At 63.1% G+C, this 17,108-nt stretch carries 4 protein-coding genes; all 4 read left to right on the top strand.

The features are described from left to right. The first annotated feature begins 272 nt into the window (after positions 1 to 272). The 4 genes from gspE to CKW30_RS05090 all read left to right on the top strand — a co-directional run bounded on the left by gspE (position 273) and on the right by CKW30_RS05090 (position 17,091). Complete coding sequence (gene gspE / locus CKW30_RS05105) at positions 273 to 1,679, top strand: type II secretion system ATPase GspE (RefSeq protein WP_095180161.1); 1,407 nt, start codon at positions 273 to 275, stop codon at positions 1,677 to 1,679. Beyond that, positions 1,679 to 2,890 carry a type II secretion system inner membrane protein GspF gene (gene gspF / locus CKW30_RS05100; RefSeq protein ID WP_041480124.1) on the top strand — a complete coding sequence of 404 codons (1,212 nt, stop codon included), beginning with the start codon at positions 1,679 to 1,681 and terminating at the stop codon, positions 2,888 to 2,890. Before gspE ends, gspF begins: the two co-directional genes overlap by 1 nt. Before the next feature lie 437 nt (positions 2,891 to 3,327). Next, complete coding sequence (locus tag CKW30_RS05095; protein WP_095180160.1) at positions 3,328 to 4,431, top strand: substrate-binding domain-containing protein; 1,104 nt, start codon at positions 3,328 to 3,330, stop codon at positions 4,429 to 4,431. Positions 4,432 to 4,605: 174 nt separating this feature from the next. Continuing rightward, positions 4,606 to 17,091, top strand: coding sequence for a filamentous haemagglutinin family protein (locus CKW30_RS05090; RefSeq protein ID WP_095180159.1), 12,486 nt, complete (start codon positions 4,606 to 4,608; stop codon positions 17,089 to 17,091). The last annotated feature ends 17 nt before the right edge of the window (positions 17,092 to 17,108 follow it).

The following is a 17,108-nucleotide window of genomic DNA, read 5'->3' as shown; positions in this document are numbered from 1 at the left end:
TGAGGATCCCATTGCCACGGTACCGATTGAAGGGAGCACGCGGTTTTGACTGAGATGATGACTGTGGTAAGGGGATTTATCCCCGCTCGGCTGCGCAGCAGTCGTAAACCGGGCACACGCGATTTTCCTGGAGAAATCGGTTCTCAGGTTTTGGGTCTGCTTCGCAGCCCAACGGGGATAAATCCCCTCGCCACAGAGGTTCCCATTGCCACAGGGGATCTCATTGCCACAAGGGATCCCATTACCACGGTGGATTCTGGGGAGGGTGGGCGATGAGTGTATTGCCGTATGCCTGGGCCAAGGCGCAGCGGATTCTTTTGCGCGATGGCGTGTTGACGGTGTGCCCATCGACGCCCGGCTGGTCGATCAGCGAAGTGCGTCGGCAGTTCGGTGCGACGCAGGTTGAGCGGGTGCGTGATGACGAGCTCGACGGGCTGCTCGCCAGTGCTTACGCCGATACCGGCAGTGCGGCGGCGGTGGTCGGCGCGGCGGAAAACGAAGTCGACCTCGATCGGCTGATGCAGGACATGCCGGAGATCACCGACCTGCTCGACACCCAGGACGGCGCGCCGGTGATTCGCATGATCAACGCCTTGCTCACCCAGGCCGCGCGCGATGGGGCCAGCGACATTCACATCGAACCGTTCGAAACCCATTCGGTGGTGCGCTACCGCGTCGACGGCACCCTGCGCGATGTGGTCTCGCCGCGCAAGGCGTTGCACGGTGCGCTGGTGTCGCGGATCAAGATCATGGCCCAGCTCGACATTGCCGAAAAACGCTTGCCGCAGGACGGTCGCATTGCCTTGCGCGTAGCGGGGCGGCCGATCGATATTCGGGTGTCGACGGTGCCCACCGGCCACGGCGAGCGCGTGGTGATGCGCCTGCTCGACAAACAGGCCGGGCGCTTGCATCTGGAAACCTTGGGCATGGATGCGCAGGTGCTGGCCAAACTCGATCACCTGATCCGCCAGCCCCACGGCATCGTCCTGGTCACCGGGCCGACCGGCAGCGGCAAGACCACCAGCCTCTACGCGGCGCTGGCGCGGCTGGATGCGAGCACCAGCAACATCCTCACCGTGGAAGATCCGGTGGAATACGACCTGCCGGGGATCAGCCAGATTCAGGTCAACGCCAAGATCGACATGACCTTTGCCCTCGCGCTGCGGGCGATTCTGCGGCAGGACCCGGACATCATCATGATCGGCGAGATCCGCGATCTCGAGACCGCGCAAATCGCCGTGCAGGCCTCGCTCACCGGGCATCTGGTGCTGGCGACGCTGCACACCAACGACGCGGTGTCGGCGGTCAATCGCCTGATCGATATGGGCGTTGAGCCGTTCTTGCTCGCGTCATCCATGCTCGGCGTGCTTGCGCAGCGCCTGGTGCGACGCCTGTGCAATCAGTGCAAACAGGAAGACCCGGCGACGCCCGGCACCTGGCGTCCGGTCGGTTGCGCGGCGTGCAATCACACCGGTTACAGCGGCCGCACCGGCATCCACGAATTGTTCTGCATCGACGACAACATCCGCACGCTGATTCACCAAGGAGCAGGGGAGCAGGCCCTGCGCGCGGCGGCGTCGAAAGCGGGGATGTTCAGCCTGCGTGAGGACGGTGAGCGCTGGATTCGCAGCGGTGCCACCGCGCCGGAAGAAATCCTTCGTGTGACACGGGACGCCTGATGAATCGCTATCGCTTTGAAGCGGCGGATGCCACCGGGAAAATCGAGTCCGGGCACCTTGAGGCGGACAGCCAGAGCGCGGCGTTCAGTGCCTTGCGCGGGCGTGGCCTGACGGCGCTGTCGGTGCACGAGGAAAGCAACGTCGCCCGACACGGCGGCGGCGGTTTGTTCAGCGCCAGACTCTCCGACAACGACCTCGCCTGGGCCACGCGGCAACTGGCGAGCCTGCTCGGCGCCAGTCTTCCGCTCGAAGCAGCGCTGAGCGCCACGGTCGAGCAGGCCGAGAAAAAGCACATCGCCCAGACCCTTAGCGCCGTGCGCGCCGATGTGCGCAGCGGCATGCGTCTGGCGGAATCGCTGGCGTCGCGGCCACGGGATTTTCCCGAGATTTACCGCGCGCTGATTGCCGCTGGCGAAGAGTCCGGCGATCTGGCGCAGGTGATGGAACGGCTGGCCGATTACATCGAGGAACGCAACAACCTGCGCGGCAAGATTCTTACCGCGTTCATCTATCCGGGCGTGGTCGGGCTGGTGTCGATCGGCATTGTGATTTTCCTGCTCAGCTACGTGGTACCGCAGGTGGTCAGCGCGTTTTCTCAGGCGCGGCAGGATTTGCCCGGGTTGACCCTGGCGATGCTCACCGCCAGTGATTTCATTCGCGCCTGGGGCTGGTTGTGTGCGGCGCTGATGGCCGGGGCGTTCTGGAGCTGGCGTCTGTATTTGCGCAATCCGGCGGCGCGCTTGAGCTGGCATCACCGGGTTCTGAAGTTGCCGCTGTTCGGGCGTTTCATTCTCGGCCTGAACACCGCGCGATTCGCCTCGACCCTGGCAATTCTCGGCGGCGCCGGGGTGCCGTTGTTGCGTGCGCTGGAAGCAGCGCGGCAGACCTTGTCCAACGACCGCTTGAGCCTGAGCGTCAGCGAGGCCACGGCAAAGGTGCGCGAAGGCGTCAACCTCGCCGCCGCGCTGCGGGTGGAGAATGTGTTTCCGCCGGTGCTGATTCACCTGATCGCCAGCGGCGAGAAAACCGGTTCGCTGCCGCCGATGCTCGAGCGCGCGGCGCAGACGCTTTCCCGGGACATTGAACGACGGGCGATGGGCATGACCGCGCTGCTGGAGCCGCTGATGATTGTGGTGATGGGCGGGGTGGTTCTGGTGATTGTGATGGCGGTGTTGTTGCCGATTATTGAGATCAATCAGTTGGTGCAGTAGCCGCTTTTGATGTTGGCCGGGCCGGCCTCTTCGCGAGCAGGCTCGCTCCCACAGGAGGAACGCATTTCAACTGTGGGAGCGAGCCTGCTCGCGAAAGCGCCAGTCCCGACAACACAAAACTCAAATATTTTGCACCGGCCTGACCCTCACCCGAGTCCCGATCCGCCATCCTCGGGTTCTCCATTCTGTCATCTGCAACCACCCGCCAACGGCTCCAGCCCGATTAAGCCAAACCCCCGATCCAGACATGCCGCGACACCGCGCAAACACCCGAGAAATCCGCGCAAAAAACGCCCCGCAGCTCCCGAGGTTTTTTCCTTTATCTGTCACCGGAAGCTGCGAATTTCTCCCTGCGGCTCCACTGCGGTGGACCCTCCCGGTGTCATGCAAGCCTTCCGAAACCTGTGTTCCAAACCAAGTTGAAAAGGAGATTCTTCATGTTCAAGCGCACTCTGATCGCCGCCTCACTGACCGTCGCCGCTCTGGCTTCCGCCCAGGCCATGGCCGTAACCGGTGGTGGCGCCTCGCTGCCCGCCGCGCTGTACAAAGGTTCTGCCAACAGCATCCTGCCAGCCAACTTCAGCTACGCCGTGACCGGTAGCGGCGTCGGCAAAAGCGCTTTCCTGACCAACAACGCTGCCCAGTTCAGCACCACCGGCACTGTGCACTTCGCCGCTAGCGACTCGATCCTCAGCGCTTCAGAACTCAGCACCTACACCACCAACTTCGGTGCTTCCTACGGCCCGCTGATCCAGCTGCCATCGGTGGCCACTTCGGTTGCCATTCCGTACAAAAAATCCGGTCAGACCGCGCTCAACCTGACCAGCGCTCAACTGTGCGATGCGCTGTCGGGCACCGCCACCACTTGGGGCGCTCTGCTGGGTAACGCCGACAGCACGCCGATCCGTGTGGTTTACCGCAGCGTGTCCAGTGGCACCACTGAAATTCTCAGTCGCCACCTGAACGCCGTTTGCCCAGGCAAATTCGCCGTCAACTCCACCTTCACCAACGCTCGTCTGCCGGCCGGTTCCGCGCTGCCATCGACTTGGGTCGGCGTAGCCAACACCGCTGATGTGGCCACTGCGGTGAACGCCGTGGACGGTTCGATCGGCTATGTGGGGCCGGACGGCGTGAACGCCACCAGCAACGCTGTGGTTGCCCGCGTCAATGGCGTCCAGCCAACCAACGCTAACGTGACGCTGGCGCTGAGCACTGCACCGGTGCCAAGCGCACCTGCCAACCCGGCTGGCTGGGCCCCGGTCGTGCCTAACCCGGCAAGCGGTTACCCGATTGTGGCTTACACCAACTTCATCTTCGGCCAGTGCTACAAAGATGCAGCCGTGGCCACCGCCGTGCGCAACTTCCTGACCACCCACTACAGCAACCCGGGCAACAACGTCGCCACCGTCGCCCACAGCTTCACGCCGGTTCCCAACAACTGGAAAACCGCTGTGACCGCCAACTTCATCACCAACACCTCGGGCAATAACCTGGACATCAACAACGCCAACGCCTGCAACGGCATTGGTCGTCCTTTGTAAGCCTTGTCTCAACTGCAATGAAACGGCAGCAGCCTTCGGGCTGCTGTTTTTTTTTGCCGATTTACTCCTCGAACATGAAGTTTGTGTGACATCCGTTCGGTCGTGAGGCTCGCCAACTGCCTATGTCGTAACAGCAGGGCTGATCCGACCTGCCACCCAAAAGGACCTGTAGTGATGCTTGCTCGCACCTCCCGTCACAGTAACCGTATCCGGCCGATCAAACGTGGCGCGGGCGATCCCGCACAGTGGCTGCTCAAGCCATTGGCGCAAGCCGTCGCCTTGTGTCTGGTGGCGGGCAGTGCCGAGGCGGCGACAGCGTTCAGTTCCACCTGGTTTGCCGCGAAGGGCGCAGCGCAGCAGGCTTCGGCGTCGCGTCCGGGTGGGAGCGGTCTGCCGGGGATGACCCCACCGCTGGCACAGCAGCAACGGGCCAGCCAGCAGTTGCAGCGCTCTTTGCAGACACTCAATAACACCGTGGCAGCGATTGCCGCTCAGCAGGCCGCACAAGCCGCTGGACGTGCCGCCGCATTGGGCAGTGTGCAAGTGGTTCCGGACGGATTGGGCGAGGGCGGCCTGAAGGTCGATAACAGCCTGAGCCAGGGCTGGATGAACGCCAAAGGCCCGCAACAAACCCAGGCCGACGGCAAGACCACGGTGAAGATCGAGCAGACCGCCGACAAGGCGATTCTCAATTGGGAAACGTTCAACGTCGGCCGCAATACCACAGTGGAATTTGCCCAGCAGGCCAACTGGGCGGTGCTCAATCGCGTCAACGATCCGAGCGCACGGGCCAGCCAGATTCAGGGGCAGATCAAAGCGGACGGCACGGTGATGCTGATCAACCGCAACGGCATCGTCTTCAGTGGTGGCAGCCAGGTCAATGTGCGTAATCTGGTAGCGGCAGCCGCGAACATGACCGATGCACAATTTCGCGATCGGGGTCTGTATTTCGACAGCACCGGCAGTCAGCCGACCTTTACCGACGCTGCTGGCAAAGTCCTGGTGGAGCGTGGCGCAGCCATACAAACGCATCAACCTGCGCTCTCCACCGACGCCGGCGGCTATACCTTGCTGCTCGGCCAGGACGTGCAGAACGACGGCTCGATCAGTACGGCCAAAGGTCAGACGGTGCTGGGTGCGGGGGACCGTTTCTATATCCGCAAGGGCTCGGGTACCGACGGTAATGGTTATTCAACCACTTTCGGCAGTGAGGTCATTCCCGGTTTCAAGGCTGACAGCTCGGGCAAAGTCAGCAACACCGGCCTGATCCAGGCATCCACCGGCGACATCACCCTGACCGGCCGCGATGTTGTGCAAAACGGTGTGCTGCTGGCGAGCACTTCGGTGGCGACGCGCGGCACCGTGCATCTGCTCAATCCGGCCAGCGATGCCCAAGGCCGTGTGACCCTCGGCGAAAATGGCGTCAGTGCGATTCTGCTCGACAGCAGTGATCTCACCGCCCTGGACAGCCAGCGCGAGGCGGCGCTGACCGGCGTCAACGCCAACAACCGGATCCGCAGCGATCAGTCACGTATCGACATCGGCAGCGGCGGCACCGTCGAATTCAAAAGCGGCTCGATCACCCTTGCCACCGGTGGGCAGGTGGCAGTTGCCGCCGGACAGCGCAGTCTATTGCGCGAGGGGGCGGTGATCGACGTGTCCGGCGCCCTCGGCGTCAAAGTGGCGATGGCAAACAACAACATCAAGATCAACGTCCAGGGCAACGAGCAGCGTGATGCGCCGGTCAATCGCGAGAACGGCGCGCTCAACAGTAACGACATCTGGGTCGATGTCCGTGAGCTGGTATTCGTGCCGGCGGGCACCAACGGTTACGCCACCGACCGCTGGTACACCGCCGGTGGGTTGTTGGAGGTCGGCGGATACCTCGGCACTCAGGGCCATGGCGTTGGTGAATGGATGGCGCAGGGCGGTGAGGTGCGGTTTTCCGGAAAGGACGTGATCAGCGAAAAAGGTTCGCTGATCAATGTGTCCGGCGGCACGCTTGATGTGCAGGACGGCGAGATTCGCCAGAGCTGGCTGCGCGGTGCGGACGGGCGGTTATACGAAGTGTCGCGTGCGCCGGGCGATATTCTCTACAACGGTCTTTACAAAGGTTACGAAAGTCACAGCGAGCGCTGGGGCCAGACGGATTATTTCTATAGCCCGCTGATCGCGCCGACGCGTCGTCAGGAAGCGGGTTACACCGTTGGCCGGGATGCCGGCCAGTTGGTGATCGCAACGGGCAACGCCGTGCTGGAAGGCCAGCTGTTGGGTGAGGTGTTTCAGGGCGAACGGCAAATCCAGGCACCGCGGGCAGGTCTGGACGGCTATGCCCAGACCCAGACCGCCCGGGCGCGGCGAGGGCAGTTGGTGGTTGGCAGTTACGATGCTGCTTATGTCGCTGCCAGTGCCGGCCTGCTCTATCAACTCGACCCGTTGCTCGATCAGGTGCAAGTGGGGGGCGCGCATGCCAGCTTAGCGAACGCAGGGCTGACCGACGCGGTCGCGGCAGAACGCGCAGGCAAACTGTTCCTCGATGCCGGGCTGCTCAATGGTTTCGCGCTGGGCGCGCTGAAGATTTCGGCGAAAAACACGATTGAAGTCAATGAAGGCGTGACGGTGGATCACGGTGGCAACATCACCCTGTTCAGCCCTGACGTGCAGGTCAATGCCGATCTGATTGCGCAAGGCGGCAGCCTGCAATTGGGCAATGTTTTGAACCAGCTCGCCACCGATCGGCGTGATGACACCAGTCTCCAGGTTTCAGCAGGCAAGCAAGCGCGAGTGACGGTTGCCAAGGGTGTGCAGCTGCAGACACGCGGTCTGTGGCGCAACCTGTCGAGTAACCCGGACGACGCGGGCGGCCTGGCGTACCTCACTGGCGGGACGGTGTCGATCCGCAGTACCGGCGACATTCTGCTGGCCAATGGCAGTCTGGTCGATGTTTCGTCGGGCGGTGCGGTATTGGCCAACGGCAAGACGCGTGGCGGCAAGGGTGGCGACGTGACGCTTGAATCCAGCGCCAACAGTGCGCCAGGCCTGTCGCGCATGGTGCTCGATGGCGAGGTGCAGGGCTATGGCGTGAACGGCGGCGGCACCTTGACCGTGCAGGCCAGCAAGGTGCGGATCGGCGCTTCCGGCGAAGTGTCCGAAGAACAGACCCTGCGCCTGACGCCGGAGCTGTTCCGCACGGGGTTCAGCGCCTACAACATCATCGGTCTGAAGGGGCTGGAGGTCGCCGCGCAAAGCGCGATCGATGTGCAGATGCCGGTCTATCGATGTGGCGAATCCCCCTCGACCATTGTCTCCGGTATGTCGCCGCGCGCTGCGCTGGAGCTATGGACGCCCGCGTTATTTCAGGAAGACCCGCTCAAGCGCGTCTTGACGCAAAGGGCCGGCGCTTCTGTCGCATTGCAGGCCGGCGCGACGCTTGCTGGCTTGATTGATCCCGCCAGCAGTCCGTTGTCGATTGGCGAAGGCTCACGGATCAGTGTCGATCCCGGCCAGCGCATCGGTTTGCGCGGGGCAGGCCAGATCACGCTTGATGGTGAACTCAACGCCTGGGGCGGTATTGTCGATATCCGTCAACAGCAGTTCGGCGCGATTGATGTGGCGACGTCCTTGCAAGAGGCCGATCCGACCCCGCATAACCGTTCGATCTGGATCGGTGAACATGCCTTGATCGATGTCGCCGGTCGGGCAGCGACCGCTGTCGATGCGCTGGGCCGCGTCTACGGCCAGGTCGGCAAGGGTGGCTCGATCATTGTCGGTGGCGAGATTGATGTGAAGAAAATCACGGCGACCGCTGCCGATGCTTACGTCATCATCCGCCAAGGTGCGCGACTGGAAGCGTCCGGTGCGCAAGCCGTGCTCGATAGCGGTGGGCAAGGCCCCGCTCGTGTGGCCACCGATGGCGGACGGATCACCCTGAGTTCCTACAATGGTCTGTTCATCGAGGGCAGTCTGCAGGCCAGTGCTGGCGGTGCAGGTGCGGCGGGCGGGCGTCTGGAGATCGCTCTGGATACACCGGCGTACGGTCCCGCGAACTTGAGCAATGCGGTGCGCGTGCCACGTGAAATGATCATTGGCCAAGGGTCCGCGCCGGCACTGCCGCAGCCGCTGCGAGCGGGTGAGGCTTCGCCACTTTTACGCTACGGGCGTGCACGCTTGAGTGCCGATCAACTGGTGAGCGGTGGCTTCGGCAGCGTGAGTCTGCTGAGCAACGGTCTGATGACGTTCGACGGCGATGTCGACCTGCATATGGGGCAGGGCCTGAGCCTGTTCGCCGGTTCTCTTTCATTGGCCGAGTCGGCGAGTGACAGCGCCCGGGTCAACCTCAGCGCACCTTACCTGCGCCTGTCAGGGCTGGGCACCTATTTGAGCTCGGAAGTCAAAGTGCGTCCGCGGGTGATGAGCAATCCGACAGCGCAGTTGTCCGGCGCGCAATTCACCGCCAGCGCGAACCTGCTGGACGTGGGCAACTCGCTTTCATTCGGCACCGAAGGGACTCTCGTGCAATCGGCCGCACCGGCGCTGACGGTCAGCCGCCGTGGCTTTGGTCTGGTCACGCTCGACAGCCAGGGCGACCTGCGCTTCCTCGCGCCAACCGATGAACAGCAGCGCAGCCGTCTGTGGACTGCGGGTGACATGCACATGCGGGCTGCGCAGATCTACCCGGCCAGCGGCGTCTCGGCTGAGGTGCGAGTGGGCTATCAAAGTATGGCCGGATCGGTGCCGGAGCATACGTTGCGTATCGGCAATCACGGGGCGGCGCCGACCGCTTTGCCTTACTCGGTGTTCGGCAGCCTGACACTCAGTGCGGGACAGATCGAGCAGGGCGGCGTCATTCGTGCGCCTTTGGGGCTGATATCCCTGGGTGATGACGTCATTGTCAAAACCCGTGAACTTCACCTTCTGCCGGGCAGCGTGACTTCAGTCAGCGCCGCCGGACTGGTCATGCCCTATGGAGGAACCACCGACGGTATCGACTATCGGTACAACGGTAAGTCGGTGATGTTGAATGGCATTGCCGGAGCGACCTCCGGGGTCATCCTTGATGCGCAATACACCAATGTGCAGGCCGGGGCGGTGATCGACCTTTCGGGCGGCGGCGATTTGCGCGGTGCCGGTTTTGTCTCCGGACGAGGTGGCTCCACCGATGCACGTCTCAATCCGCTGGTACGCAATGCCACCGATGGCACCTTCAGTTTGCCGGGGCTGGCCAACAATCCCGTGTATGCAATCGTGGCCGGTGACCAGAGCCGCTATGCGCCGATGCTGGCCGAGGCCGGCGCGGTCGACCCGCGTATCGGCCAGCAGATCACCCTCGGGACCGGCGTTGCCGGACTGGCACCCGGCACCTACACCTTGTTGCCATCGACCTTTGCCTTGTTACCGGGCGCCTTGCGGGTCGAAATCAATGGTCAAGCGATTGCGGGGCCGATGGACAGCGCGTTGAAGTTGCGCAATGGCTCGTGGACCACGGCCGGACAGCTGTCGATTGCCAACACCGGTATCCGCGACAGTTTGCCCAGCCAGGTCATCGTGACGTCTGCCGATGTGCTGCGGCGCTATTCACAGTACAACGAAACCGGGTTCAGCCAATTTGTGCTCAATGATGCTGCCCGCCGGGGTCTGCCGCGCGCCCGCACACCGCTGGACGGCAACACGCTGCACCTGCGCATGGTCAGTGGCGGCGAGCACGACTCAGCCCTGGACTTCAACGGGCAGGTGCTGTTCAAACCTGCCAGCGGCGGGGTCATTGGTACGGCGGTCGTTCAGGGCGGTTATACCGGCGCAGAGTTTGAAATTCTCGGAGCCGGGCATACGCGAACGCCAGGGTTCGACGGTGTATCGCTGTACGCCGACACCCTCAACCGTTTGAATGCCGGACGTTTGACCATCGGTGGCACCCCAACCGTGTATTACGGTTCGGAGGGCGGCTCGATCAAGGTGATCGGCAATACCTCGGCGATTCGTCTGCGCGAAGGCGCGATCCTCTCGGCGCCAGAGGTTGTGTTGAGCAGTAACAGCGCCAATGGCGGCATCACCATCGATGCGGGAGCGGGCGTCAATACCTTGGGGCGAGGTAACGTCCCGTATGATGCCGCAGCCGGTTTCGTCTACGAACCGGGGCGCTCCAGCCTGCTGGTGGTGTCCAACGGCTGGACGCCGGTGCTTGCGCCCACCGATGGCGGGGGCGGGAGCATTCGTATCGGCAACTGTCCGACGGCCGATTGCACCGCTGCGGCGTTGCTGTACTCCAACGGCAGCATCATCGCCGCCACTGACAAAGACTTCGAACTGGGCGAAAGCGTGCGCTTTGGCACTCGCCAACTCGGGCTTTCGGTCGGTGTGGTCAATGCCGGCAGTCCGCAAGCACTGGCCGCAGCCAGCGGCCGCACACCCGCGGGCCTGACGCTTAACCAGAACGTGCTGGATCGCCTGTTGCAGGGCGACACGCAATCTGGCGCCCCCGCCCTGGAAACCCTGAGTCTGGTGGCCCGCGATGCGTTCAACTTTTTCGGCAGCGTGACCCTCGACACCATTGATCCGCAGACCGGCCAGAGCCGTTTGCAGAATCTGGTGTTGGGTAGCCCGGCTATCTACGGCTCGGGCGCTGCCACCGATGTCGCGACGATCCGCACCCGCAATCTGATCTGGAACGGGGCGACTCAGGCCCCGGGTACGGTGGTCAACGACGGCGCCGGCAACGGGCACGGCACGCTGGATATTCAGGCGCAGCGGATCGAATTGGGTTATGGCCCGAACCCGCAGCCCAATGGCCTGGATCGCAATAACCGACTGGCCCTGGGATTTGCCAACGTCAACTTCAACGCCAGCGAGCGCATCACCGCCAACCACAAGGGCAGTCTGGCGGTGTACGAATCCCAAGGAGCTTATGACGCGGTCAAGGGATTCAGCTACAGCGGCGGCAATCTCAATCTGCGCACGCCATTGCTGACCGCCGAGGCCGCCTCGGTCAGTGAACTCAAGGCGGGCAACAACCTGACTCTGAGTGGTAGCGCCACAACGGCTGCCGCGGATGCCCTCGGTGCGCAACTGAGCCTGACGGCACGCAGTGTTGTGCTCGACAGTCGCATCGTCCTCGCCAGCGGCAAGCTGCTGGTCAATGCCGAGGATGATCTGCTGCTTGGCAGCGGCGCGCAGGTGGACATGGCGGGCCGGGTTCTGCCGTTCAATGATGTGCAGAAATTCAGCTGGGGCGGCGACGTGTCGTTGCAGAGCAACAACGGCAATATTCGTCAGTTGGCGGGCTCGCGAATCGATCTGTCCGCCGTCAACAATCAGGCCGGGCAATTGAACGTTGTGGCCCTGGCCACTGACGCTGGACAGGTTGATCTGCAAGGGCAGATTGTCGGCAGCAGCAGTGGCTATTACGACGCGGGCGGTACGTGGGTGCCGTACAAGGCCGCTGGCGTGGACATTCGCGCCCAGCGCCTGGCGGGTGATTTGAGCGAGGCCTTTGCCAGCCTTAACCTGCGCTTGAATGCCGGCGGGGTAGTGGGCAGTCGAAGCTTCCAGTTCAAGCAGGGCAATCTGCGTATCGGTAACGAACTCAAAGCGGGCCAAGTCAATGTCTCGGTGGACAACGGCAACCTGACCGTGGACGGGGTGATCGATGCCAGTGGTGAACGGGTCGGCAGCATTCGCCTTGCCGGCAAAAACGGTTTGAACCTGACAGGCAACGCGCTGCTCGATGCCCATGGCCGCGTACTGCGCGTCGACAGCTACGGCAAAATCATCGACGCACCGAACCGCGCCATGGTTGAACTCAATTCAGGTGACGGCGTGCTGACGCTGGCCGCTGGTGCACGGATTGATCTGCGTCACGGCACCGATGCAGTGCCTGGAAACCAGGCGGGACAACGCGATGACGTGTTGCGTGGGACGCTGGAGCTGAATGCACCGCGCCTGGGCGGCGGTGACATTGCGGTGGATGCCAGCGGTACGTTGAGTATTCAAGGTGCCCGCTCCATCGGGCTGAATGCCGTGCGAAGTTACAGTGATGCTGCCGATGGCACCGATCCGGCGGCCAGCGGTCGCCCGTATCAAGTGATCGATCAAGCCTACCTGGATCGCATTCACTCAGACAGCAGCGGCTTTATCGATGCGGCGCTGGGTAACAGTGATCTGCTACAACGCAAACTGGCCGGCCTCAACAATGCGACCTATGCCGATGCGTTTCATCTGCGCCCGGGGGTGGAAATCGTCAGCAAAACCGCTGACGGCGATCTGGTGGTGCAGGGCGATCTCGACTTGTCCGGCTACCGTTACGCCAGCCTCAACCCGCACACTCGCCGGACCTCGGGGTATGGCAGCGGGGAAGCGGGCAGCCTGTTGATCCGTGCCGGTGGCAACCTCGATATCTACGGCAGCATCAACGACGGTTTCGCACCGCCGCCGGAAACCGTGGACGACGCCGGCTGGAAACTGTTGCCGGGGATACAGCCTTTCGGCGGTGACCTGATCGTACCGGGCAGTGGTGTCAGCCTTGCCGAAGGGACGCTCTTTCCGGTTGGCGCCACCTTGAATTACGACCTGCCGATTCAAGCCGCCACACTGGCCGCGGGCACGGTGTTGCCGGTTCAGAGCACTTTGGCCGCACCTTACGTGTTACAGGGTGGAACGGTGCTGGCCGGCGATGTGCATGACGCGGCGGGTAACCTGATGTATGCCGCCGGTACGTTGCTCGACAACGCTGTGACCCTGCCGGCCGGCAGTCGTTTGGGTGCAGGTATCCGCTTGAACAACGCCACCGCACTGCAGGCCCTGCTCTGGCCCAAAGGCGTGCCGCTGCCGGGTGCGGTTGATGCCGACAATAAAACGGTGGGTGTTGTGTTGAACGGAACGTTGGCGCTGTTGCGGGGTTCGCTGATCCCCTCCATGACCAACGTGAAGCTCGCCGATGGCACGGTATTCCTCGACCTGCGTCCTGCCAATGGAAACCAGCAAGGTCGAAACTGGGCGATCGCCAGCATGCTGCCGGCGGGCAGTGCGTCGTGGTCGATGCGCATGGTGGCAGGGGCCGATCTGACCGCGGCCGACAGCCGTAGCGTGAAACCTCAGGCCAGCGTTGGCAACTTGCAGATGGCCGACACTCACTATGGTGTGAGCATGATCGAGGTGGCCGGCAAACTGGTCTGGGCGGTGGATAACGAGTATGGCTTTACACCGTACGAACCGGTTCCCGAGGAATACCTTGTGCTCTGTGATATCGCTCCCGGTTCTTGCGCGCCCATGGCGCGCAGTGTGTGGGCGCCTGGCAACTGGATGGGCATGCCGGATTACACACCGATGAACGATGACGAATTGTTCTGGTGCTCCATCGACCCGGCACTGTGCATTGAAAACAATCCGAGCAAGAGCGCCCAGGCCCACACGCAGATGTTCAGCGTTTTGCGTACTGGCACCGGCGACCTGGATTTGATGGCGGCCGGTAACCTGAGCATGGCCTCACCTTTCGGCGTCTACACCGCCGGCACCCAATCGGCAGACGTCGACGCGCGTTATAACCAGCCCCGCGGAAGGCTGTCGGCTGATGGCTCGGTATTGGGCAGCGTTGGCAGCGATTACGAAAAATGGGTCGATGGCGGCAGTGCCAACCTCTATCAGGCCTGGTATCCGCAGATGGGCGGTAACCTGACGATCAATGCCGGCGGGTCTGTGTCGGGTGATGTGCTTGGCCGTCGCTCGGTCGCCACGGGCGACGGTACGCGGGAGCAGGTGCCCAGTGTGGCGGTGGGCAATTGGCTCTGGCGCCAGGGCACCGGCAACAACGATGTACCGACTGCCTGGTGGATCAATTTCGGCAGCTACGCTGCGCAGCCATTGCCAGCGCTGGGCGAGGAAACCAGACCTTATCTGGTGGGCTTTACCGGGTTCGGTACGCTGGGCGGCGGCAACATCAGTCTGAGCGCCGGCGGGGATGCAGGCATGCTCAAGGCCATGGGCGACGACAGGTATGCGTCGTACCCTCGCAGTCAGGGGTTGATCGTGGCTGTCGGCAGTACGGGCCGCGTGGACAGTGACGGGAACCTGCAACTGACCGGTGGCGGAGACCTGGATATTCGTCTGGGCGGTGTCCTTAATCCGTCTCTGCAGGCACGTGCCGGCCTGGCGGGTACCGGCACGCCGACGCACGACTTGCAGGGCGCGCTTATCAACCTGCGCGGTGCGGCGCAACTGACGGGCGCCGCGTTGGGCGGTATCAATCTGCAGTACGGCGCCTCGGCGCTGTTTCATGACCCACGGGAAACGCGCGCCTTCGACCCGTTCAACTCGACGGCCAGTAATGCCAGTGGTGGGCTGGTGCTGATTCCCGGTGACTCCGGCATGCGCCTCAACACCCGCGGCGATCTGGTGTTGGGTGGCGCCGCCGATCCGGGCCGCGTGAGGTTGCAGAACTCCACACCGTTTACCACGGAGGATGGCATTTACCATGCCGGTGGCGGTTTGAGTGGTTTCTCGCTGTGGACCGATCACACGGCCATCGATTTGTTCTCGGCCGGCGGCAACCTGACGCCCAGCACCCAGTTGATGGAAACCACCGGGCAGGACCCCGTCGCCGGGCTTAACGGGTCACCGACCGATGACCGCTTCGTCTTTCCTTCGATATTGCGTGCCGTGGCCGGTCAGGGCTCGATTTATGCGGGACCATCAGCGGCCTACGGCATAGGCAACCCGGCGCCGGCTCTGGCCTGGTCATTGCTGTTGGCACCTTCCAGCGCGGGGCAGCTTGAACTGATCGCTGGGGATTCGATCTATGCCGGCGGCTACGCCATCAACCAGTCAGGGGCCAGCCCGGCGGCGCTCGCCACACCGTTTGCACCCGCGTTCAATGGCTACGGCAACAACCAGTCCGCTCGGCCGATTACGACCAACGCCGGCAGCGATGGTGTGCTGGCGCAAACCAATTCGCGCTATCCACTGTTTGCCTTTGGTCCCGATAGCTACTCGGGGTTGAGCAGTGTTCAGGGGCCGGCGCGCTTCTATGCACTGACCGGTGACCTGGTAGGAATTCGCACGGGCGAAACGCTGGCGTTCGCGACCACGAAGCGCACCTGGTATGAATCGGCAGGCCCGGTGTGGATGGTGGCGGGGCGTGACATCGTGGCGTCCGGTACCAATTTGGGGCAACCCACGTTTGCGCCCGTTGGGGGCATGGGTCGCAATAACGAACAGATCGCGTCTACCGGCAATCTGTTCGTGCATAACGATGCGCGCGACATTTCGCGGATTTCGGCCGGGCGAGACATTCTCTACAGCAGCTTCGACATTGCCGGCCCGGGTGTTCTGGACGTCAATGCCGGGCGCAATATCCTGATGGAAGATCGCGCCAGCATCACCAGCCTCGGTCCTGTCGTGGCAGGCGATCAGCGCCCCGCTGCGAGCATCGTGATGCAAGCGGGTGCGGGCGCGCAGGGGCCGGATTACTCACGGTTCATTGCGCGTTATCTGAACCCGCAAAACGTCGCGGATTCAGCGGTGGCCCTGAGCGCGCAGCCGGGCAAAGTGGTCAAGACCTACGTCGAAGAACTGCAGAGCTGGCTGAGCCTGGGTTATGGCTTCAAGGGTAGCGACGAACAGGCGCAAGCCTTCTTCGCCTCACTGCCGAGTACCGAGCAGGCGATCTTCGCCCGCCAGGTGTACTTCGCCGAACTGCGTGCCGGCGGCCTGGAATACACCGATGCCAGTGGTCCGCGCACTGGCAGCTACCTGCGCGGTCGCAACGCCATTGCGGCGCTGTTCCCGACCACTGATGTCGCCGGCAATCCGATCCGTTACGACGGCGATATCACGATGTACGGTGGCGCCGGGGTCAAGACGCTGTTTGGCGGCGATATCCAGATGCTCACGCCGGGCGGTGGTCAGGTGTTCGGCATCGAAGGCGCGGCGCCACCGTCAACGGCGGGGATCATCACTCAGGGTTCGGGCGACATTCAGTTGTACTCGCAAGGCAGCATTCTGCTCGGCCAGAGCCGGATCATGACCACCTTCGGCGGCTCGATTCTCGGCTGGTCCGCCGAGGGCGATATCAACGCCGGTCGCGGCTCGAAAACCACCGTGGTCTACACGCCGCCAAAACGTGTCTACGACAACTGGGGCAACGTCACGCTGTCGCCGTCGGTGCCGAGTACCGGTGCCGGTATCGCCACGCTCAACCCGATCGCCGAAGTGGCGCCGGGCAACATCGACCTCATTGCGCCACTGGGCACCATCGATGCCGGCGAGGCGGGGATTCGCGTGTCGGGCAACGTTAACATCGCCGCGCTGACGGTGGTCAACGCCGCGAACATTTCGGTGCAGGGCAAAGCGACCGGCGTGCCGGTGGTGTCCGCGGTGAATACCGGCGCAATCACCTCGGCCAGTTCGGCGGCATCCTCCGCTACGCAAGCGGCGGAAGACGTCGCCCGGCAGCAACAGGCAGCGGCGCGGCAGAACCAGGCTTCGGTGTTCACTGTGCAGGTACTCAGCTTCGGCAACGAGCAACTGGCACCGTCGCGCGATGGTGCCAGTCGCGCGCCAGCGACCGGTTACAACCCGGACAGCCCGGTGCAGGTGCTCGGCGCCGGGGCATTGGATGAACAGGCGAAGCAGCAGCTGACCGAAGAGGAGCGTGGGCAGCTGACGTTGTAAAAGACTCTCGTGCAGTA

This window comes from Pseudomonas sp. Irchel 3F6 (assembly GCF_900187595.1).
Taxonomy (GTDB): Bacteria; Pseudomonadota; Gammaproteobacteria; order Pseudomonadales; family Pseudomonadaceae; genus Aquipseudomonas; species Aquipseudomonas siliginis.
The sequence above is the reverse complement of the archived record's forward strand: the minus strand, read 5'-3'. Positions and strand labels throughout refer to the sequence as shown.

What these genes read in the sequence shown, in the direction of transcription:
- CKW30_RS05090 (WP_095180159.1), top strand. Translation starts at nt 4,606, where the DNA reads ATGCTTGCTCGCACCTCCCGTCACAGTAACCGTATCCGGCCGATCAAA.
- CKW30_RS05095 (WP_095180160.1), top strand. Translation starts at nt 3,328, where the DNA reads ATGTTCAAGCGCACTCTGATCGCCGCCTCACTGACCGTCGCCGCTCTG.
- gspE (WP_095180161.1), top strand. Translation starts at nt 273, where the DNA reads ATGAGTGTATTGCCGTATGCCTGGGCCAAGGCGCAGCGGATTCTTTTG.
- gspF (WP_041480124.1), top strand. Translation starts at nt 1,679, where the DNA reads ATGAATCGCTATCGCTTTGAAGCGGCGGATGCCACCGGGAAAATCGAG.